This is a genomic window from Peribacillus sp. FSL K6-1552 (assembly GCF_038005205.1).
Taxonomy (GTDB): Bacteria; Bacillota; Bacilli; order Bacillales; family DSM-1321; genus Peribacillus; species Peribacillus butanolivorans.
Window position 1 is genome coordinate 4,988,378 of record NZ_JBBOST010000001.1, and the last position, 20,311, is coordinate 5,008,688.

The following is a 20,311-nucleotide window of genomic DNA, read 5'->3' on the forward strand; positions in this document are numbered from 1 at the left end:
CCTAAAGGAGTTTAATCATCCAATTGGCAGTTTCGATATTGTTCGATAAAATCGCAAATACTAAAGAAAGTACATATCGGATATGTACTTTCTTTTTTTATACTATTGAACTAAGCTGACGAACACCATAGAAGAATGGCTATTCATCTACTACGTTGTTCCTTTCATACAAAGAAACAGCTGCTTAAAGGTCCTTCATCCTTTTTAAAGTATAAACTAAATACTCCCAGTTATTTATTGCTGAAGGGATACTTAGGTGTTCATCAGGTGTATGTACGGCAAACATATCCGGCCCGATTGAAACAGCATCTAATCCTGGTATCTTATCTATGAATACCCCACACTCGATCCCTGCATGCACAGCAATGATTTCAATCTCGTTATTATACTTTTCATTATATGTTTGTTCAAATAATTTCTTGAGCTTCGATTCAGGATTATATGGCCATTCCGGATAATCCGCATCTATTAATAGTTCACATCCAAGCATTTCCGCTAACACTTTTGCCTGAGTAACCATATTGTATTTCATGCTTTTGACCGAACTTCTGATTTCACTTTCGAATTTCATTTCTGTATCCGTTGTTGTTACGACCCCTAAATTCGTCGAGCTCTCAACCAATCCTTCTATTCCCATATTCATCCCCTGAACACCATGTGGGATTAACAGTAAGGATGTAATGGCTTTACGCACCGTTTCTTTGGACAAAACTTTTGTAGAGGCGCTATCGCTTTTTTCAAATCCAATCCATACTTCTGGGTCGGAAGATTGTAGTTCATTTTTAAACGTTTCATCCCACTGCTGGATTTTCTCAGAAATCTTCTGAACATCGTCTAAATGAATCAGAACACTCGCCTCTGCTTCGCGAGGAATCGCATTCCCTTTTAGACCTCCACTAATTTGCTGTACAGAGCAAAGGAATTCTGTTGTTAAATCACGTAACAATCTACCCAATAGTTTATTGGAATTCCCTCTTTCCTTATTGATTGATATACCAGAGTGACCGCCTTTTAACCCTCTAATACTGATACAGTATGTTACTTCAGTATTTGACGCAGGTTCCCATATAATAGGAAGGATTTGCCTAACGCGTATTCCTCCTGCACTGCTAACTAGCAGCTTCCCATCTTCTTCTGAATCAATATTAATCAAAATTTTACCCTCAAAGTGAGATGCATCAACATCAAGAGCGCCGTTCATTGTCGTTTCTTCTTCAGTAGTGATAACTACTTCAAGAGAAGGATGCGGAATATCATTTGAATCTAATAAAGCTAAAGCATAAGCAACTGCAATTCCGTTATCCGCCCCTAATGTTGTACCCGTAGCATACAACATGTCCCCTATAATCCTTAATTGAAGAGGATCTTTCTCAAAATCATGAATAGTATCCTTATTCTTTTCGCAAACCATATCCATATGCCCCTGGATAATTACGGTGGGCGCACTATTATAACCAGCTGTAGCGGGCTTTTTTATTATGACATTTAATGTTTTATCCTGTACTACCTCTAGATTTCGATCTCTTGCAAAGCGAACCAGATAGTCACTAATCTCTTTCTCATTACCTGACCCTCTTGGGATATTGGATATCTCCGCAAAATAATGAAACACTGGATGGCTTGTTAACTCTGCTAAATTGCTATACATAGGATACACCCTCTCATTTATCTTATTTGTTATGCCCAAATTCAATATCTCCATCAACTTTTTAATCACATGTATCTTTTTCTTCACAAAATCATATTATCCTTTTCATTTTTCCTGAACGGAACGCAACCACTTTTGTAAACAATGGATACAGGATGTAACCCAGGTAAACGCCAATCATATTCAATATAAGGTCATCAACATCCAAACTTCCTCGTCGAAAAACATACTGACTGATTTCAATGCTCAAGATCGAGAAAAATGGATAAAGAAATTTCCGAAAAGAGGACAACTCTTTCCCCTCCCTGGACATCAAGTACAGCCCAAATGGAATAAACAATCCTACATTGGCGCTAAGGTTATAAAAAGACACAAGCCAGTTAGTTTCGTTCGACAAATAAGAAAGAATCGTAGAAAAAGGGATAAAATTATACGAATAATCCTGCCCATTCGGTCGAAAGAACAGCAGAACCAATAATGAAAAACTGTATCCAAGCATACCTGCCTGCCACCAAAACCGAGGAAGCATGATCGTTTCACCTCGAAACAAAAGAACCAGCATCGAGACAACAACCAAGATACAAACCCACACAACCACGATAACCAACGGATTCAAATATAAAAGGAGCTGAAGAAAAACAGACAGCCCACACAAAAACAAAGCTTGCGATAACAAAAGGGAAAGAATAATCGATTTTAGTGACATGTATTTTTCTCTCCCTTCTATTTCTTTCCAAAAATAACTCATATCTTTTTATCCTAGGACATCTTGTACAAGGCGTCAACAAACTATATGAAAAAGAGACAGAACATAAAATTCTCTCTCTTTTTCCGTTTATATAGAAAACTCTTAGTATACTAAGAGTCGCTAATATGAATGTATGATAGTAAACAACCAATTAAATAATAGGAAGCAGCTTCACAACAGAAGTTAAAAATGCGGAGAACATATGATGGCTATTATCTGACATAAAAAATCCTCCTCTATTCGCAAAATTACTAGGTTGTCTATTGAACTCCTGTCTACTTGTCTGGGTCACATTAAGGGTAAGTTATTATCTGCTCAACTTTATCAAGAGTAAGCGCATTACTTGGTATAAATTGAGCAGTTAATTGATAGTCACCTTTTGAAAGTAACTTCGAATTAACCTTTATTGTATACTCCCAAGTATCTCCTTTATTAAATTCTTTTTTGTGTTTTTCGGTCGGTTGAGATTCAATAGTAATAATATTGCCCTCTTTAATTGGACTATCAGTTAATGTGTGGAATTCTACGTCTATTTCATTACCTGTGCCAAATAGCAGATTAAAATTTTCATTTGTATTATTGGTAATTTTATAAGTAAAACTCTCGTAGTCTTTGGTTTTTAATTGATGTTCAATGGATTGTTTGACGTTAAGATCCATTCTGTTGTTCTTTTTGTCACTTTGAGCTATATAGTCAAAATATAAAAAGACGATAAGAAAAATAGCAACAATACATAAAACTAACTTTTTCATATATAACCCTCCGCAAAGTTTCTTACTGTTCATGTAGAAATTCCGTCCTTTTAATTTCGAGCTTGTACATCCCCACTAAATCATCTTCCTGAATAACGTATATATGGCAAAAAACCTTCCTCATCCTACTTCTACCATTATTTTCGTTAGGTAATTTTCGTAACCCTTTACTGAGACTTCATCTAACATATACTCTTCGTATGAAAACGTTTTGAGGTTCAAGTTTTGACTTTGCATAAAGTTTACTATTTTTTCATATGTTTCGGAAATACTCTTATAACTCCCTTTATGATAGGCAACAATATATTGTCCCTTGGGCTTTACATATGTAAAAGAGCTCGCATGATTGTCCATAACTTTCGTGTACAAATATGAATAGTTATCATGGTCTCCTTGAACTATCTTTTCTTTGTTTATCATGGCCCCAATAGGGAAACCCGTATAAAACTTATTTCTATTACAGTAATCGATAAATTTAGATGTTGATCTTAAAAAATCAGCATCAGAAGAATTCAAGATGGAGTCACTAAGGAAAAGTTGTTCTTCCTCCTGAAATTCTAATGTGATTTGAGAATAATCAATACGTATCGCTTTTTCAGTGAGGGATATTTTCGTTTCAATAATCTTCTGTATTCGATAAAGATTATCTATTTTTTTTTCTAATTCTATGGATTTTTCTTTAAAAAGGTTAATTAATTCTATAGGTGATCTGTTAGTAAGAAACCATTTAATCTCTTTCAAGGGCATTTTAACTTCTTTTAAAAGTGTGATTACAGAAAAAACTTCAAATTGTTGATAGGAGTAATACCGATAGCCTTTTTCATTTTTTATATCGGGAGAAAAAAGCCCAATCTCATCATAGTGAATTAGCGTTTGTTTTTTTACATTACATAGTTTGGCGAATTCTCCAGTAGTAAAATATTTGCCTGAATTTCCATCGACCAATACAATCTCTCCCTTGACTATATGGTAACCATATACCTTAGGCTATTAGTATATCATGTTAACAAAACGGCTAAACATGAGGGAAAATGAGGAAGGATTAATATTATGACCATCACTATTAATGAAGTCACGAACGAAAATGTAAATGATATTTTAAAGTTGGGAATAAACACAAAGCAAAAATCGTTTATTGAAACGACAGAACAATGTTTAGAAGAAGCCATGGAGTGTAAATATTATAAGCCAGTGGGACTTTATTCAGACAATAGCTTGGTCGGTTTTGCTATGTATGGATTTTTTCCCGAAGAAGGGGAAAATGGAAGAGTGTGGTTAGATCGGTTTTTAATTGATGCTAGATATCAAGGTCTTGGGCTTGGAAGTATCATGTTAAAAGCTTTAATACAACGATTAACTAAAGAATATAATTGTAATAAAATCTATTTAAGTGTAATTGAAGATAATCAAGCTGCACTTCACTTGTATAAGAAATTCAACTTTACATTCAATGGTGAATTAGATATTAACAAAGAAAAGATCATGGTTAAAAAAGTATAATACATCAGAATGGTATAAATAGATATACATGTAACATGCCACCTAATTGGTGGCATTCTATCTTGATAAACGCAATGGACAACAACTTGTTTTATTGATCAAGAATTTCATGCAAATAATCACCATGTCCTCTAACTAATTCTACTTCGCCCAACATAGATACCCAAAAGAATCGGAACGTTAAACCAGACTCTGCCCCACCACCTGTGGGATTATATGTCCATCCGTCTCGCGTCTCATGAACGGTTATTTTATAAAAATAACGCTCATGTATTGCCCCATCATCGCATTTCCATCGATCCTGTATAATTAATTGCTCTACATTAAAATTCATTAAACCTGTTTCTTCCCTGATTTCACGAATAACTGCATAATAAGGATCTTCTTCTGCTTCTACTGTACCTTTTGGTATCTGTATCCCAGCCTCTTTAATAGGATGTTGAAATACTAATACTTGTGGTTTTCCCTCTTTGATTCGTGTTATATATCCATAAGCTTTTTTTATAGCGGCCATTACACACCACCTTTTAAATTGAAGAATTAGATAAACTTCAATTAGATTTTTTGTTTTTTCTTGGTTTCCATTGCAGACCAAAAGCTTATAAATCTTTTGCCTCCACACTTTTAACGGAATAATATCTGCTCTTTGAAGGCTTCATACTGAGTATAAGTAACAAAATTGTAAGAGCAAACATGATTATTGACCCGGTAATGACTACGAACTGAATCGAAATGAACTGGGCTGAAACTCCCACAATTGTTGTCGTAATAATAATCAAACATGCTTCTAACAAGCCAAATACACTTCCGACTCTTCCCATAATCTCAACTGGTATATTGTTTTGATAAAATGTTTGGTAGCCTGTATTAGCAAAAGCCAGCGAAAAGGCAATGATAAAAAATCCTAACGCGGCAATCGAAAAGGAACTTGAAAAGGAATAGATTATATAACCTACCGAAACAAATAAAGAGCCTAAGCCAATTAGAAAGGATATTTGTATTTTACTCACAATCATTGTATTTACTAGAGCCCCTACAATTATACCTGCCCCGGCTATACTTACAAGGAATCCGTAATCTGTGTCAGTTAAAAAAAGCACGGCTTTTGCAAAGGCTGCCTCTTGTGAATCTATAGCTGTTGCCATTACCATCATGCAGCTAAATAAAAAGTATATAAACATAATATAAGAGTATTGTCGACTGAAATTCAGGACAATCGCCCAATCTTGTTTTATTATTTTCCAAGAAAGGGAACTATCGGATTGCTCAAGGGAACGATCCTTTTCAAGATTAGGCATAAATAAAGTTATGATTCCTGATAAAAATAATGCTACTGCGTTAATATAGATGGCTAAAATGGGTGTACCGATTAAAAAAAGGATGCCCGCTATCGCTGGACCAATTAAGAAAGCCCCAGAATCTATTAAGCTTCTAAGTGAGTTAAATCGTTTTCTCTGTTCAATGGGTATTAATTTTGTTATATAAGACCTTGATGTTGTTCCAAACATAGCCCCTGCCATATTAATCACAAAGACAACCGAATATATTACCCAAATAGAAGAAGTCAATGGTAGCAAAGCTATGAATACCGCTCGAAATAGGTCAAGTACCACCATTAGATTCCGCTTATTTATTCGGTCAATAACGCTGCCAGCCCATACATTCGTGAATAATGCAGCTATCGGTTTAACAATATAAAGTCCAGCTACGGCAAGCGCTGAGTTAGTCAAATCCAATACGATTAAATTAAGTGCAATAAAATAAACCCAAGCACCAAAGTTTGAAATTCCTATTCCAAGTAATAATATCGAAGGGTATTTCCAAGATAATAATAGATTTTTGAATTTCATCTTTTCTCCTTATAGTTATATTGAATTTTATTAAAAAATAGAAAAATCTCGTCTCCAAGACATACATCTTGAGGACGAGATTAAAAGTCGTGGTTCCACATCTGTTTATTAATATGTCACCATATTAACCTTATTAGGTATTCGCATTTATAAAAATGCGAATACCTTAGCTCTATAACGGAAGCTCCCGTCACACTTTTCCCCAAAACATAAGGTTCCAAAGTGAAGCTCAAAGGTTTGCTTCAATAAAAAAACTCTTACTCCTGTTTAGCTAACAGAGCTCTCTAAAGAGTTAATCTTATCTTCATTGCACTCTAGTCTAATTTAACTAAATATTAACATTTTTAGACTAATATTGTAAACAATATCCCAAAATCCCCCCAAATACTTTTTGGAATATTCTCTTTACACCATTAAGTGATTAAAGAAAGAATTCATACTTATCTCAGCAAGTATGCTTAGCACTAACTAAGTTATGAGGTATTTTAGAATTGAAGTCTCCACATATTCACCCCTGTACTTTATCTTCAGTAGCAAACTTATAATGATAACAAGTATAATACAACTCTTCTAATTCTTTTTTAGTTGGGACCCTCGGGTTATTAGCAGGGCTCCCGCTATCTATGGCGTCTCTTGCCATTTTACTGACTGAGAGATTAAATTTCTCCTCTTCTATTCCCCATCCTTCGAGATTAGGAATGTTCAGCTTTTGGCAAAGTGCCTTAACAGATTCTACCGCAACCAAAGCTGCCCTTTCTATAGAAAGGTTTTTATATTCAGTTTTAAAAATTCTCCCCAAATCCGCCAACCGCTCCATACAGGCTTCCTTGCTGAATTCCAATACCGCTGGCAATAGCATGGCATTCGAGTATCCATGAGGTACATGGAACAAAGCTCCAATTGGTCTCGACATTCCATGAACCAAACAAACGGAAGAATTCGAGAATGCTATCCCTGCTTGAAGGGCTCCTAATGACATCTTTTCACGGGCATCTATGTTATCCCCATCATCGTAAGCGTTTTCAATATTCTCCACAATCAATCTCATCGCGGACAGAGCCATTGTGTCTGTCATTGGGTGAGACCGTTTTGATAAATAGGCCTCAACCGCATGACTTAATGCATCCACACCCGTCGCAGCTGTTATATGTGGTGGAGAAGAAACTGTCAACAACGGATCGACAATGGCGACTAAAGGCATAAAATTCGGCTGTTTAATCATCATCTTCACATCATCATCGGTGTTAGTAATAACAGTAGCATCCGTCGCTTCTGAACCAGTTCCAGCAGTTGTTGGAATAGCAATGTGCGGTATTGCCGCTTTGTCTGCTATTTTTCTTCCGCCCATATATTCTCCAATATATCCACCATTCGTGGCCAGGACAGCAATTGCTTTCCCAGTATCAATACAGCTTCCTCCACCAAGGGAAATGATTAGATCACATGACTCCTTTTCAAAAAGTTCTAATGATTCTTCCACATATTGGTCTGTTGGTTCTGAATCAACTCCAAGATAAACTGCACTTGCTACTCCGTTGTCATGAAGATACTGACAACATTGATTGACACAACCTAGTCGGCTCATTACCTTATCACTTATAATGAGTGCTTTCTTCCCACATAATGCCGCTTCCGCTCCCACTTTCTCAAAAGATTGCCGGCCATATATAATAGTCTGTGGCATTCTGAAAAATTCAAATCCCTTCACTTGATAATCCCCCTTTTGTTTTCATACAAATAAATAAAGCAAAAACCAATACCCCACATCCTTATTGAAAAGCACTGAAGAGAGTTCTAGTATCCCTGTAGAAAACATACAGAGCCTTGCATCAGAAATGCTTGACCCTGGAAGATATCGTTCTCCATTACCTTAAAGTAAAAGAAAATGAAAAGGCAGCTGACATAACAGATTTAGTAAACTACCAATGTACTAATTGATTCTGCTTCTTTGTTTTTTATTTAGATAATACCCGTTTTTTATCCTGATTATTATCTATAAATATCATCTGATTAACTCTTGAATACATATGCACCTCTGCTAGTGAATACAATGTAATAAATCTTTTTCACTAGGGGCGAAGATATGCCTAATAATCAGTTAACGACTCAACAAATGATTAGCATTATTAAAAATGGTCTTAAAAAGTCGCAAGTTCCCAAGAATATTACTATTGTGGGCGCAGGACTAGCAGGACTGGTTGCATCTTCTCTATTGAAGGAGGCAGGGCACAACGTCACCATCCTTGAAGCAAACAACAGGGTGGGCGGACGCACCTATACAATACACTCTCCCTTTAGCAATGGGCTTTATTTAAACTTAGGTCCAATGCGTATTCCTGAAGGTCATTTTTTGACATTAGAGTATATTAAAAAATTTGGACTAACCGTAAACCAGTTTATTAACCGAACTCCAATGGATATTCTTTATCTCAATGGTATTAAAACACGTCTTAACATTTTTGAACGGTCTCCTGGTATTCTCAACTTTCCCGTTGCCCCGAATGAAAGAGGTAAAAGCGCAGAGATGCTGGTGAATTTAGCTACACAGCCAATTCTCGATTTTATTAAACAAGATCCAAAGAGAAATTGGGATCTCGTAGAAAAAGAATTTAAAAACTACTCACTAGGTACTTTCTTAAACACTTACCATTATCAATATGCAACGACTTTTTCAGATGGCGCGGTCGATATGATAGGTTTACTCCTTGACTACGAAGCATATATGGGGATGTCATTTGTTGAAGTTTTACGAGAAGCGGCGTCCTTCGGAGCAAATCGTTTCTATGAGATAACCGGTGGTATGGATCTGCTTCCAAGGGCATTTCTTCCGCAATTAAAAGATGTCATTATGTTCTATCAAAGGATGACGAAAATTGTCCAACATAACAACCGTGTAACCATCCATTCCACTCATCAGCACACCTTAGAGCATTCCACTATAACTGGTGATCTTGCCATCATAACTATCCCCTTTTCACTGTTACGATTTGTGGAAGTTGAACCATACCATTCTTTTTCCTATTATAAACGGAGAGCGATTCGTGAGCTCAACTATATGGAAGCTACCAAAATCGGAATCGAGTTTAAAAGCAGATTTTGGGAAAGGCATCATCAATATGGTGGTAAATCCATAACTGACCTTCCGATTCGATTCACTTATTACCCAAGTCAGGGGATTGGTACAAAAGGACCTGCTGTAGTTTTGGCAAGTTATACATGGGCGGATGAAGCTTTAACATGGAACGGTCTATCAAAGAAAGATCGCATTCAATATGCTTTAAAGAACTTAGCTGAAATTTACGGTAACCAAGTCTATTCTGAGTTTGTTTCAGGAACTTCCTTTAGTTGGGTAGATAATGAATATTCTTGCGGAGCTTTCACTGCCTTTGAACCGGGTCAGGAAACCGAGCTTTATCCTTATATCTCTATACCTGAAGGAAGAGTGCACTTTGCCGGTGAACATACTACACTTACCCACGGTTGGATGCAAGGGGCGATTGAATCTGGAATACAAGTAGCATATGAAGTAAATGATTTGCCAAAATAAAACAGAAAAAAAGGTAAATCAGCTGTTTACATAGGGACTTCACATGTTTCCTTAAAAATTTCATAGAGTCCTAAGTTTATTACCATTTAGGACATTGAATATAGATGTATTTAAGACTATTATTGGAGTAAAGGAGCAAAAAGTCAATAACTTCCAAACAACAAACTATCTAAAAAATGTATATTAAGTAAAAGGATTGTCGCCCTAGTGATTACCACATGTCTCATGGAGGTTCCCCACCATGTCTTAGAGACTAATCCAGGGCGAGGTTTCCCCCGCCCCGACTGGCTCTTGTTTCCAATTTTCTTACGATTCATTGTTTGCTAATGCATAATTTGCCAATGACACACTACCTTTAACTTCTTCTTTATTAGCAGAGTAATCGAAAATGCTTTTATCTGTGTCAATTCTTTCCCCGTTAGTCACTAGTGGATAATGTTTCCCACGTTGCATATTTACATAAGCCAATGAATCTATAAATCCTTTTTATTACTTCTCTTCTTTAAAAAAGAACTATTCTGACATGATCATTTCAAACATAAAACGACCGCAAAGTGAAGTAAACTTAACGGTCGTTTTATATTTTGCTTAGATTTTATCCAATGACATGAAACAAATATACTAGTCCTTTTTCTTTGATATGTTTCATGAAACTCTAAGATTTATAGGTTTCACTTCAATCCTAGCTTAGCATGAGCTATATTGCTCCCCGGGATAATTTGTAGTTAAAAATGCAGCCATCTCCTTACTTTTTTGTTTCCTTTCCTTACGCTTTCTTGCTCGATCTGGTGCGGTTTCATGTAATTTTCTCTCTTCTTCTGTTTCAGGAATGACTTGTGGAACACGTGTTGGCCGGTTATGTTGATCAAGTGCTACAAATGTTAATAGTGCAGTTGCAGCGATTTTACGTTTACCGCTTTTTAAGTCTTCCGCAATAATTTTCACAAAAACTTCCATCGACGAGGTACCTGTCCATGTTACATAAGATTCAAAGCAGACTGCATCTGTTGTTCGAACTGGATGTAAAAAATCAACGGAATCTGTTGATGCAGTTACACATTCCCTACGACTATGACGTGCTGCAGAAGTAGAGGATACTTGATCCAAATGACTCATCAAACGACCACCAAATAACGTATTATGATTATTCACATCATTTGGAAACACACGGCTTGTTCTTATAACTCTTGATTCTTTGCAGTATTTAGTTTCCATAAACATATCTCCCTATAATTTATAAACTTCTTTATATCCATTCCAAATAATTACTCAACCCTATATAGTAGTGAAACTGCCTTGTTCATATCGATTTAATTTGATTTTGAACAAGGTTCTAGTGTGCGTCTAGCTTTATATAATCCTGACTACCTTCAGGAAGAATGTAAAAATTTATAATTGACGAAAAATTCTAACAATTTACGATTTAACTAAATCATAATCATTAAAATAAATTACTTCTGTTAGGATTTTATAACCTTTAATTCCTTTGAAAGCTTCTTTAGCTTCTTTTTCAGTGTCAAACTCAAATATTTTATAGTTATTCCTTGAATAAACAGTGATTACCCACATAAAATCTCCTCCAATAAAAATTTTTTAAATCTGTTTTTCCATAGAATGATAGAAAATATTACATTTTATATCCAGCCACGGAAACGAGAAGATTCAGCCGGTTTTCTAATTCCCACCATATAGGCTGCTAAACGCATATCCACTTGAGCCTCAGATAATCTGTTCAAATTCTTTGCAATTGACATTATATTCACCTCATGAGTACTAGAATAAAATTTTAATCTTATCCCTTGTTTTCCTATCTCTGTTTATTAAGGTAGAACCTTAGGAATTTTCCCTTCTCCCAATCAACTCTCCTCTTATAACAAGTAAATATTCCTTACCGAGTTGCGATTTAACATAGAGAAATTCTATTGTATTTTCTTCTTACTTAATATCTGTAAAAGGTTCATGAGTATTGGCTTAATGACATATATGTTTTACCTCCTAAATTTTCAAATCTTCATCAATCTATTATGCAAGTATCGTGCCAACTTCCTTTCTTAAGGTAGCTCTTTCCGTTAAAGGATTTACTGACTATAAATCGCAAAATTTTTTTGCACCGATTAATTATTGTATGTTGATAGCAAAATGATTTTGCACAAAAAGAAGATGTTTGACTAAATATGAGAAAAGTTACTTAAAGGAGATTCAAATCCTGTTGAAAGAGTCGAAACGCCAGTTTTATTTCCTTTATATTCAATATTTTCATTATGCAAACTTTGTTTTAAACTCAAACAATTATGCGTATCACCCCATTTTTTTTTGCAGATAGCAAACAAGTTCTGCGTTTTCTCATTTATTAATAAGGAGATAAACTATTGTGGGAGGCTTGTCCTAATGCAAAATGGGGCTAAAACCCTGACTACTTTAGTAAACGACCTATAAGAATAAAACCCTTGATATTTACCTGGTATAAGGTATTTTGGTTTAAATTCCCTCGTATAAGGCACGTATTAGATAATAATACTATTTGAGATCATAAATAGAATTTTTTCATTAAATAACTAACAACATTTTACGGAGGTTTGCCTGGTGTTAGCTACCGATATGAGGCATGTATAGGGTGATAAAAATGTGGAAAACTGTGGTTTCCTACCTTCCAGACTGGCAAGTTTTTATACAAGCTTTTATTGCATTTTTTATTCCGTATGCTATCTCGCGATTGTTTAATTGGATCCGTACATCAGAGGAAGAGTGATGAGAATGAGAATATGGAAATCAAAAGTTCGAAAAATAGAAAAACAAGCTACTACAAATGAGAATAAACATGATTCTAAATCTCAAGATTCATCAGATCAGCTTACAGACGACTTAGCTTTAAATCTAGAAGCAATTAAACATGAAATTGGTCATAATTGGGATGTGCATTTTCGAGAGTATGTAATAGGACGTACTGGTATTCGAGCTGCCATTGTTTTTGTAGAAGGACTATCAGACAAAGAGCTCATTGATAAACATATTATGACGTCATTGATGGTGGATTTTACCGCAGAATATAAGCAAGAACTACCTTACGTCAAAGGAAGCATTTCAAAAGACTTTATAAAAAATCAAGTGTTATCTATAAGTGAGATAGAAGAGGTTAGTTCTATTAAAGAGTTAGCATTAAAAGTATTAACAGGTTCTACCGCGCTTTTAATTGATGGATCATTAGATGCGTTAATCCTTGGTACAACAAAAGGTAAAACAAGGGCTATTGAAGAGCCAGTATCAGAGGCATTAGTCAGAGGACCACGGGTTGGTTTCACTGAAGCTTTAAGTGATAATACATCTCTGTTAAGAGCGAATGGTGAAATCGATAATTTATCGTTAGTAAAATTCCAAGTAGGAACGCGTTCAAAAAAGGATTTAGTCGTTGCTTACATAAAAGAGATTGTTGATCCAGAATTAGTACGAGAGGTAGAAAAGCGAATTAAGAAAATTGACATTGATAATGTGCCGGAGTCAGGTTATGTAGAGCAATTAATCGAAGATAATTACCTTAGTCCTTTTCCGCAGGTACAGAGTACAGAGCGTCCTGATCGCGTGATTGCTGCCTTGATGGAAGGTCGGGTATCCATCTTATTAGATGGGACGCCTTTCGCTTTGATTGTTCCGGTTACATTTAGCATGATGCTACAATCACCAGAAGACTATTACGAAAGGTGGATTCCTGGCACATTCCTCCGTTTACTTCGTTATTTAGCAGCCTTTTTGGCTCTTTTTTCACCTGCTTTGTATATTGCTTTTATATCGTTTCATCCAGGGATGATTCCGACTAAGTTAGCCATTTCCATTTTAGGAACGAGGTCTTTGGTTCCGTTTCCAGCACTTATAGAAGCATTATTTATGGAAATAGCCATCGAGGTTTTGAGGGAAGCTGGGCTACGGTTGCCTAAGCCAATTGGTCCAGCAATGGGAATTGTCGGTGGATTAATCATTGGTGAAGCTGCAGTACAGGCAGGAATTGTTAGCCCTATTTTGGTGATTGTAGTAGCGTTAACTGCGATTTCATCGTTTGCCATTCCGCAATATAATGCAGGGATTGCGTTACGTATTCTCCGCTTTGTCGCCATGCTTTGCGCTGCCATATTAGGATTATACGGGGTCATTCTATTCTTTCTTTTAATAACCAGTCATTTGGTGAAACTAAAGAGCTTTGGTGTACCTTATGTGAGTCCAGCCGTTCCTTATCGCTTAAGTGATTGGAAAGACTTTATGGTTCGCTTGCCCCTTATGATGATGAAACGTCGACCAAAAATGATGCATACGAAAGATCCGATACGCAAAGGATAGCTCACTACGGAAGGAAGTGGACAAGCGATGATTCTCAGTCCAAAAGATCGAATTACCACGCCACAAGCAGCTGTTATCGTTAGCAACTGTATACTTGGTACAGGAATCCTCACCCTTCCCAGAACATCTGCGGAGAAGATGCATACACCAGATGGATGGATAAGCGTTATTTTAGGCGGTCTAATCGCGATGATGGTAGGGGTGATTATGGTCAAATTAAGCCAACAGTTTCCCGAAAAAACCTTTTATCAATACAGCCATGAAATTGTAGGAAAATGGATGGGAAGGTTACTTAGTATACTTATAGTAGGTTATTTTCTTGTAACTTCCGGGTTTCAACTCCGTTCAATGGCGGAAGTAGTTAGGTATTTGTTACTGGAAGGAACCCCTACCTGGGCAATTATAATGACATTTATGTGGGTAAGTCTCTATCTGATCATGGGCGGTATCAACTCGATTGCCCGTCTGTTTGAAATTATCTTGCCTATTACAATTTTCCTTTTTTTGCTAGTCGCCTTTGTGAGCCTAAAAATATTTGAAATCGATAATATACGCCCTGTATTAGGAGATGGATTCACCCCTGTATTAAAAGGGTTAAAGACAACGACTCTCGCATTTACTGGTCCTGAAATCATGCTAGTCCTTGTGGCGTTTATGCAACAGCCAAACAAAGCAGTAAAAAGCGTTCTAATTGGAATTTCCGTTCCTTTGATCTTTTATGTCATAACCGTTGTGATGGTCATTGGAGCGTTATCCGTCGATGGAGTGGTCACGAGAACATGGCCGACGCTTGATCTTATACGCAGTTATGAAGTCTCTGGTTTGATTTTTGAACGGTATGAATCTTTTTTACTTGTGATATGGATTATGCAATTGTTTACTACCTTTGCCATCAGTCACTACATAGCTGCTTTAGGGCTGGCTCAACTCTCGAAAAAGAACATTCGTCCATTTATGTTTGGCTTACTTCCTCTTATTTACGTCATTTCCATGACCCCAAAAAATATCAATAATCTATTTAAATTTGGGGATATGATTAGCAATGTTGCCTTGTTCTTATTTGGCGTACTACCCCTGCTTCTTCTCATTATCTCAAGAGTAAAGGGAGAAAAGCATGAAGAAAACCTATAACAATGTACGTTTTCCCTTGGTATCACTATCCGTTCTTTTGCTCTTTTCTCTTACAGGATGTTGGAGCAGTCATGAAATTGAAGAGCTTAGTTTAGGCGTAGGTGTGGCATTCGATAGAGGCAAGGAGTCCAACATTGAGAAAAAGTTAAATGAACAAGGGGAGAACTATTCAAAAAAAGACCTGATTACTTCAACCTATCAACTTATCACTCCACAAGTAGCAAGTTCAACAAATAAACAAGCCGGACCACAACAAAAATCTTATGTTAATGTTTCTGAAACTGGAGATTCCGTTCATCAAATGATTCGTGAATTATCATTGAGAAGTGAACAACACTTTACCAGTCACCATATGAAAGTGATTGTTATCGGTGAGGATCTTGCACGATCGTATAGTTTGACAAAATTACTTGATCAAAATCTTCGAGATAATGACCTTAGACCAAGCTGTCTTGTGCTCGTTAGTAAAGGGAGCGCCAGCAACACACTAGAATCAAAGAAAGCAGGAGAAATTCCAGCGTTTCGTCTGTTTGGAATGGTAACCAATGCATATCGAACAACAAGGATTTTGCCCCCTATGTCTCTTATTAAATTAGAGGGCAAGATCAAATCAGAATCCAGTTTTCTTTTGCAAAATATCGTATCATCAAATGGAGAAGTCAAGTTTGCGGGAGCTGCCATAATCAAAGGGAAGACAAACAAAATGACTGGTTTTTTGAATGAGGAAGAACTAGATGGCATAACGTGGATAACAGGTAAGGGGAAAGGTGGTTTAGTGAAAAGCTTTGATAAAGAGACAGGTCAGCTAATTGTGTATGAGATAGTGTCTATGAAAAGCAGTATTAAACCTCGAGTTAAAGGAAACAATATCTCTTTTGATGTAAACATTGAATCAGAGGGAAGGCTATCTGAAAATTGGGCGGGAAATCCTTTTAAAAATGAATTTCTAAAAAAAGCAGAAAAAACTTCTGAAAAAGAAGTGAAACGCTTGGTGAGGAATGTAGTAGAAAAAATGCAAAAAGAATACCAGGTCGACGTTGCTGGCTTCGGAAATCGATTAAGAATTGAGGATCCTAAAGTATGGAAGACGGTCAAAAAGGATTGGGACCAAATATTTAGTGAGATTCCGATCAACTACCATGTAAAATTAACTATTAAAGATTATGGAACATCGGGATCAAAGAATTAAGACTATAAGTTCAATACGAATAAACCTTTTTATCCTCTTTATTTGTGAAAAATAAAAAGATTAAAAGAAGATGTTTAGACTAAGAATGTCTAAACATCTTCTTTACATAGGATCTAATGATCTATTCAAAATGTTAGTAGCAATTTATTTAAAGTCTGTAAAAGTGTCCTTTTACGATGCTATAAATAAAATGGTTCTAGGGCATACCGGGTACTCCACAAAGAACTCATTGTGCTTTTCCAAGTTCATTGTCTTCACCACTTTTGTGCTTTTTTCTCTTCTTTATTATTATGTGGTAATAAATATAACAGGCTACCATGAAAGGTATACCACAGTATAACCCTAGTCTTTGATTAGGAATAAAAATAAGGCTAATTAACACAATTCCGTATGACACGAATCCCAAGATCGGAACGAGTGGATAAAGAGGTGTTCTAAATTTCAAATCTTTTACATTTCCACCTTCTGCTATAAACCGTTTTCGAAAAAAGAACTGTGATGCACAAATAGACATCCATACAACAATTGTAATCACACCAGAAATAGAAATAAGCCATACATAGACAGTTTCCGCAGCCACGACACTAGTAAGAAGTGAGAGGGCCGATATGGATATCGTGATAATCAGTGCATTCAACGGAATACCTTTTGAAGATAATTTACCTACCAAAGATGGGGCCATTTCAGTTTTAGAAAGTGACCAGAGCATTCTTGATGCTGCATACAGTCCTGAATTGGCTACAGATAGAACAGCGGTAAGGATAACAAAATTCATAATATCTGAAGCATATGGAATACCAATCATATCAAATACGGTAACAAACGGACTTTCAACCAAGCCAGCAGTTTTCCACGGTATTAGTGCAACAAGTACAACCATCGCCAAAACAAAGAAAAACATGGTACGCCAAATGATATTTCGAATGGAGCGAGGAAGTGTCTTATCTGGATTTTCACTTTCTCCAGCAGCGATACCAATGAGCTCAGTTCCCTGGAAAGAATAGTTCACAGTAACCATTGTTAAAAATATGGCGAGAATCCCATTTGGGAAGAGGCCACCGTCACCTGTGAAATTCGAAAAAAATGGGGCAGATTCATCACCTTTTAAGTTAAGGAAACCAAACATAGCTGCCCCCCCAAGGATAATAAAGAGAACAATAGCTGTCACCTTAATGCTAGAAAACCAAAATTCTGTTTCTGCAAAGCTACGAGTGGACAATGCATTGATTGAGAATACGATAATTCCAAATACCATACACCAAATCCAAACAGGAACTTCCGGAAACCAACGCTGCATAAGAATACCTGCAGATGTAAATTCTAATCCAATCGTATTCGCCCAACTTAACCAGTAAAGCCAGCCAATCGTAAATCCGGTAGAAGGACTAATATATTTCGTAGCATATGCTTGAAAAGAGCCCGAATTTGGCATAGCTACTGTTAATTCACCGAGACAAAGCATAACAAGATACATAAGAAACCCACCTAGTACATAAGCAAGAACGGCTCCCCCGGGTCCCGCCTGACTAATTGTAAATCCTGAACCGAGAAATAATCCAGTTCCAATGACACCACCAAGTGCAATCATGAACAAATGTCTGCTTTTCATCGTTCGTTTTAATTCATCGTTTTCCTTGTGTATCATTCCCATTTTTTATCACTCTTTCTTATATCATTAATAAAACCAAACATTTCGAATATTAGGAAGATTAATACCTTCTTTCTTAAACATTTCTAGGAAAGTAGTTTTTTTCTACTTTTGCAAAAGCCTCGAAATATAGTAAACTGCACAAACTTTTAGCCCCTTCTATTTTAAATAATTCGATAGCTGTTTAAAAAACACACATGCTTAATAAACATCAAATTTTCAGGGAAGATTGGAAAGAATAAAAGCTTCTTTCTCCCTCCAATCTCTGAAGCTATTACATTACCGGGTCTACTTGCTTAAAATCGCCTCATTTTTTTTAAATAACTTAAGCGTTACATTTCTTAAAAGTCCGGGTAAAACGCCAAAAGTATAAGGTTTATAAACCCGTTCTGTCCATTTATGAGCGTCTTTTCCATATACACCGATATTGATAGACGGGATATTAAGATTACGAATGTCCTTTATAGGCAAAGGATAAATAGACTCCCATTCTGGAAAATTATTCAATAACGACAGGATGTCCTCGTCGGTTTCGTGCAATGATAAAAAGCTGCCATCTGCCAAATAGGGGAAGAACTTTTTCAGTGCAAACTTTTCGTCGGTTTCTTTTGCTACCTCATCTAATACTTCTTTTAGCGCTTTTTCCAGATTAGCGTCCCTCTCATTATCTTGATTTAAATAGTTGTGTGGAAGATAAGGTGGCGCGAAAAAGATGATGACCCGCGGCTTTTTATTCGGATCAAGTTCTTGTAATGCTTCGACAATTTTGAAGCAAAGCATTCTTGGCTCTAAATTATCATTCTCATTAAACACTTTCTTCATTATTTCCGCTGTATTAATCCCCATCTTTTTCAACTCATCCACATAATCGGCCAAACTCGTTACTCCAATATTCCAGGATAGTGTTTTCGGTGGCAACCCTGTGCGCATGAGAAAATCGTTGTAATGCTTGAATAGAACATGTTCTGTTTCCCTGCAAGCCTCAACTGCAACAGCAGTTAACTTATCCATGACTTCTTTCGTCGTCGCTTTATAAACAAAGTAGTTAAAATAGAGGTAGCTACTAGTAGCGGTTTGAACATTGTAAAAATCTTTTGTATCGCGTTGATACAAACAAGAAGGTGGGAGAACCAATTCACCGTCAATATTTTCGGCTAGATCCAGGTTATTATGGACACGGCGCGTTATCTCAGCCGCAATAAAGTTTGGATCAATACCGGATAACGTGTCACCTACGTGGGCCTCCCGACCATAAATATAGAAACTCGGCAGAAGCTTTCCTGCTGCTCCCGTATAAATATAGCGGTGAGGGTCATTATCATATAAAGGAGTAATAAAGTCATCATTAATGGCTACCGTATAAGACAATCCTTGCTCCTCTTTCAATCGATTCAACTCAGCAATGGCAGATATCACTCCCTTATGCTGGCTCTCTTCATCAGGGTTCACCATTAACAGAATATTACCCGTTAATTCTTCGGGATGTTCGGAAAAGTGGAGAACATTGGCAATGTGTACTGCGATCCCGCTTTGCATATCTACGGACCCTCTTCCAAACAGCCACTCTCCTGATTGAGCATCTTTTTGTACATCTTTGTCAAATGCATACATTTTGAAAAAATCCTCTAACGCATCGGGATTCATCGCATCTTTTTTCATGTTGCTATAATCTTCAATTCCAACCGTATCTAAATGCGAATGGTAAATAATTGTATCTTTTGTCTCTGTTTTCCCTTTGACTAAAGCAAAAATATTTTTCCGACCTAGTAGATCGTTTGGAACCGGCTGTTCCCATACTTGAGATGGGTTTTGTTGAAAATACGGAAAGCCTAGAAGAGTTTCTTTTACAAAGTTAGCTACTTTCACCTCGCCAATTGTTCCGTTTATGCTGTTAATACTTACAAGAGCACGTGTAAGCGTTTCTACCTTTTCAGGCATTGTCATGTTGTAAATTTTGTTGTACATGATTGTT

General features: G+C 36.5%; 16 protein-coding genes and 1 pseudogene. 5 read left to right on the top strand and 12 right to left on the bottom strand.

Going from position 1 to position 20,311, the window contains the following annotated elements; all coding sequences use genetic code 11:
• Nucleotides 1-184 precede the first annotated feature (184 nt).
• The 4 genes from NST21_RS23885 to NST21_RS23900 form a co-directional block, all read right to left on the bottom strand.
• A complete protein-coding gene (locus tag NST21_RS23885; RefSeq protein WP_340891697.1) occupies nucleotides 185-1,648 on the bottom strand; it encodes an aminoacyl-histidine dipeptidase in 1,464 nt (487 codons plus the stop codon).
• Nucleotides 1,649-1,739: 91 nt separating this feature from the next.
• Entirely contained in the window at nucleotides 1,740-2,396 is a 657-nt protein-coding gene (locus tag NST21_RS23890; protein ID WP_340891698.1) for a VanZ family protein, read from the bottom strand.
• 293 nt (nucleotides 2,397-2,689) lie between these two features.
• Entirely contained in the window at nucleotides 2,690-3,148 is a 459-nt protein-coding gene (locus NST21_RS23895) for a hypothetical protein (protein WP_340891700.1), read from the bottom strand.
• Between the two features lie 120 nt (nucleotides 3,149-3,268).
• The gene (locus NST21_RS23900; RefSeq protein WP_340891702.1) at nucleotides 3,269-4,093 is read right to left on the bottom strand and encodes a MerR family transcriptional regulator; all 825 of its coding nucleotides are present in this window, start codon (nucleotides 4,091-4,093) and stop codon (nucleotides 3,269-3,271) included.
• A gap of 105 nt (nucleotides 4,094-4,198) precedes the next feature.
• Here NST21_RS23900 and NST21_RS23905 point away from each other — a divergent pair, with 105 nt between their 5' ends.
• Complete coding sequence (locus tag NST21_RS23905; RefSeq protein ID WP_340891704.1) at nucleotides 4,199-4,648, top strand: GNAT family N-acetyltransferase; 450 nt, start codon at nucleotides 4,199-4,201, stop codon at nucleotides 4,646-4,648.
• Nucleotides 4,649-4,739: 91 nt separating this feature from the next.
• Here NST21_RS23905 and NST21_RS23910 read toward each other — a convergent pair whose 3' ends face one another.
• The 3 genes from NST21_RS23910 to NST21_RS23920 form a co-directional block, all read right to left on the bottom strand.
• Nucleotides 4,740-5,162, bottom strand: coding sequence for an NUDIX hydrolase (locus NST21_RS23910; RefSeq protein ID WP_116821047.1), 423 nt, complete (start codon nucleotides 5,160-5,162; stop codon nucleotides 4,740-4,742).
• A gap of 85 nt (nucleotides 5,163-5,247) precedes the next feature.
• Nucleotides 5,248-6,498 (bottom strand): MFS transporter, encoded by a 1,251-nt coding sequence (locus NST21_RS23915; RefSeq protein WP_340891709.1) that lies wholly within the window; start codon nucleotides 6,496-6,498, stop codon nucleotides 5,248-5,250.
• A 508-nt stretch (nucleotides 6,499-7,006) separates the two neighbouring features.
• Nucleotides 7,007-8,182, bottom strand: a complete 1,176-nt coding sequence (locus tag NST21_RS23920) for an iron-containing alcohol dehydrogenase (RefSeq protein ID WP_340892636.1) — start codon at nucleotides 8,180-8,182, stop codon at nucleotides 7,007-7,009.
• A 399-nt stretch (nucleotides 8,183-8,581) separates the two neighbouring features.
• Between NST21_RS23920 and NST21_RS23925 the strand changes: the two genes are divergently transcribed.
• On the top strand, nucleotides 8,582-10,045 hold the full coding sequence (locus NST21_RS23925; RefSeq protein WP_053347786.1) for a flavin monoamine oxidase family protein: 1,464 nt from the start codon (nucleotides 8,582-8,584) through the stop codon (nucleotides 10,043-10,045).
• A gap of 687 nt (nucleotides 10,046-10,732) precedes the next feature.
• On the opposite strand, the gene NST21_RS23930 is transcribed toward NST21_RS23925, so the two are convergent.
• The 3 genes and pseudogenes from NST21_RS23930 to NST21_RS23940 all read right to left on the bottom strand — a co-directional run.
• The gene (locus NST21_RS23930; RefSeq protein WP_340891712.1) at nucleotides 10,733-11,260 is read right to left on the bottom strand and encodes an acyl-CoA thioesterase; all 528 of its coding nucleotides are present in this window, start codon (nucleotides 11,258-11,260) and stop codon (nucleotides 10,733-10,735) included.
• A gap of 201 nt (nucleotides 11,261-11,461) precedes the next feature.
• Nucleotides 11,462-11,614, bottom strand: coding sequence for a hypothetical protein (locus tag NST21_RS23935; RefSeq protein WP_162878684.1), 153 nt, complete (start codon nucleotides 11,612-11,614; stop codon nucleotides 11,462-11,464).
• Between the two features lie 65 nt (nucleotides 11,615-11,679).
• Nucleotides 11,680-11,757 (bottom strand): annotated as a pseudogene (locus NST21_RS23940) (hypothetical protein); the annotation flags it as partial.
• A 1,036-nt stretch (nucleotides 11,758-12,793) separates the two neighbouring features.
• Here NST21_RS23940 and NST21_RS23945 point away from each other — a divergent pair.
• From NST21_RS23945 to NST21_RS23955, 3 genes are read left to right on the top strand one after another with little or no spacing between them, the layout of a single operon-like run.
• On the top strand, nucleotides 12,794-14,371 hold the full coding sequence (locus NST21_RS23945) for a spore germination protein (RefSeq protein ID WP_445670573.1): 1,578 nt from the start codon (nucleotides 12,794-12,796) through the stop codon (nucleotides 14,369-14,371).
• A gap of 27 nt (nucleotides 14,372-14,398) precedes the next feature.
• Nucleotides 14,399-15,502, top strand: coding sequence for a spore germination protein (locus NST21_RS23950; protein ID WP_340891715.1), 1,104 nt, complete (start codon nucleotides 14,399-14,401; stop codon nucleotides 15,500-15,502).
• Nucleotides 15,486-16,691 (top strand): Ger(x)C family spore germination protein, encoded by a 1,206-nt coding sequence (locus NST21_RS23955; RefSeq protein WP_340891718.1) that lies wholly within the window; start codon nucleotides 15,486-15,488, stop codon nucleotides 16,689-16,691. The genes NST21_RS23950 and NST21_RS23955 overlap by 17 nt, the downstream gene beginning before the upstream one ends.
• A gap of 226 nt (nucleotides 16,692-16,917) precedes the next feature.
• Here the strand turns inward: NST21_RS23955 and NST21_RS23960 are convergent, their stop codons facing one another.
• Nucleotides 16,918-18,342, bottom strand: a complete 1,425-nt coding sequence (locus tag NST21_RS23960) for an amino acid permease (RefSeq protein WP_340891719.1) — start codon at nucleotides 18,340-18,342, stop codon at nucleotides 16,918-16,920.
• Between the two features lie 285 nt (nucleotides 18,343-18,627).
• On the bottom strand, nucleotides 18,628-20,304 hold the full coding sequence (locus NST21_RS23965; RefSeq protein WP_340891721.1) for a M20/M25/M40 family metallo-hydrolase: 1,677 nt from the start codon (nucleotides 20,302-20,304) through the stop codon (nucleotides 18,628-18,630).
• Nucleotides 20,305-20,311: the final 7 nt, after the last annotated feature.

Bases quoted from the DNA above. Each gene is read 5' to 3' on its own strand.
- NST21_RS23910 (WP_116821047.1), bottom strand. From the start codon at position 5,162: ATGGCCGCTATAAAAAAAGCTTATGGATATATAACACGAATCAAAGAG.
- NST21_RS23955 (WP_340891718.1), top strand. From the start codon at position 15,486: ATGAAGAAAACCTATAACAATGTACGTTTTCCCTTGGTATCACTATCC.
- NST21_RS23895 (WP_340891700.1), bottom strand. From the start codon at position 3,148: ATGAAAAAGTTAGTTTTATGTATTGTTGCTATTTTTCTTATCGTCTTT.
- NST21_RS23885 (WP_340891697.1), bottom strand. From the start codon at position 1,648: ATGTATAGCAATTTAGCAGAGTTAACAAGCCATCCAGTGTTTCATTAT.
- NST21_RS23925 (WP_053347786.1), top strand. From the start codon at position 8,582: ATGCCTAATAATCAGTTAACGACTCAACAAATGATTAGCATTATTAAA.
- NST21_RS23945 (WP_445670573.1), top strand. From the start codon at position 12,794: ATGAGAATGAGAATATGGAAATCAAAAGTTCGAAAAATAGAAAAACAA.
- NST21_RS23930 (WP_340891712.1), bottom strand. From the start codon at position 11,260: ATGGAAACTAAATACTGCAAAGAATCAAGAGTTATAAGAACAAGCCGT.
- NST21_RS23950 (WP_340891715.1), top strand. From the start codon at position 14,399: ATGATTCTCAGTCCAAAAGATCGAATTACCACGCCACAAGCAGCTGTT.
- NST21_RS23935 (WP_162878684.1), bottom strand. From the start codon at position 11,614: ATGTGGGTAATCACTGTTTATTCAAGGAATAACTATAAAATATTTGAG.
- NST21_RS23905 (WP_340891704.1), top strand. From the start codon at position 4,199: ATGACCATCACTATTAATGAAGTCACGAACGAAAATGTAAATGATATT.
- NST21_RS23960 (WP_340891719.1), bottom strand. From the start codon at position 18,342: ATGGGAATGATACACAAGGAAAACGATGAATTAAAACGAACGATGAAA.
- NST21_RS23890 (WP_340891698.1), bottom strand. From the start codon at position 2,396: ATGAGTTATTTTTGGAAAGAAATAGAAGGGAGAGAAAAATACATGTCA.
- NST21_RS23965 (WP_340891721.1), bottom strand. From the start codon at position 20,304: ATGTACAACAAAATTTACAACATGACAATGCCTGAAAAGGTAGAAACG.
- NST21_RS23915 (WP_340891709.1), bottom strand. From the start codon at position 6,498: ATGAAATTCAAAAATCTATTATTATCTTGGAAATACCCTTCGATATTA.
- NST21_RS23920 (WP_340892636.1), bottom strand. From the start codon at position 8,182: ATGCCACAGACTATTATATATGGCCGGCAATCTTTTGAGAAAGTGGGA.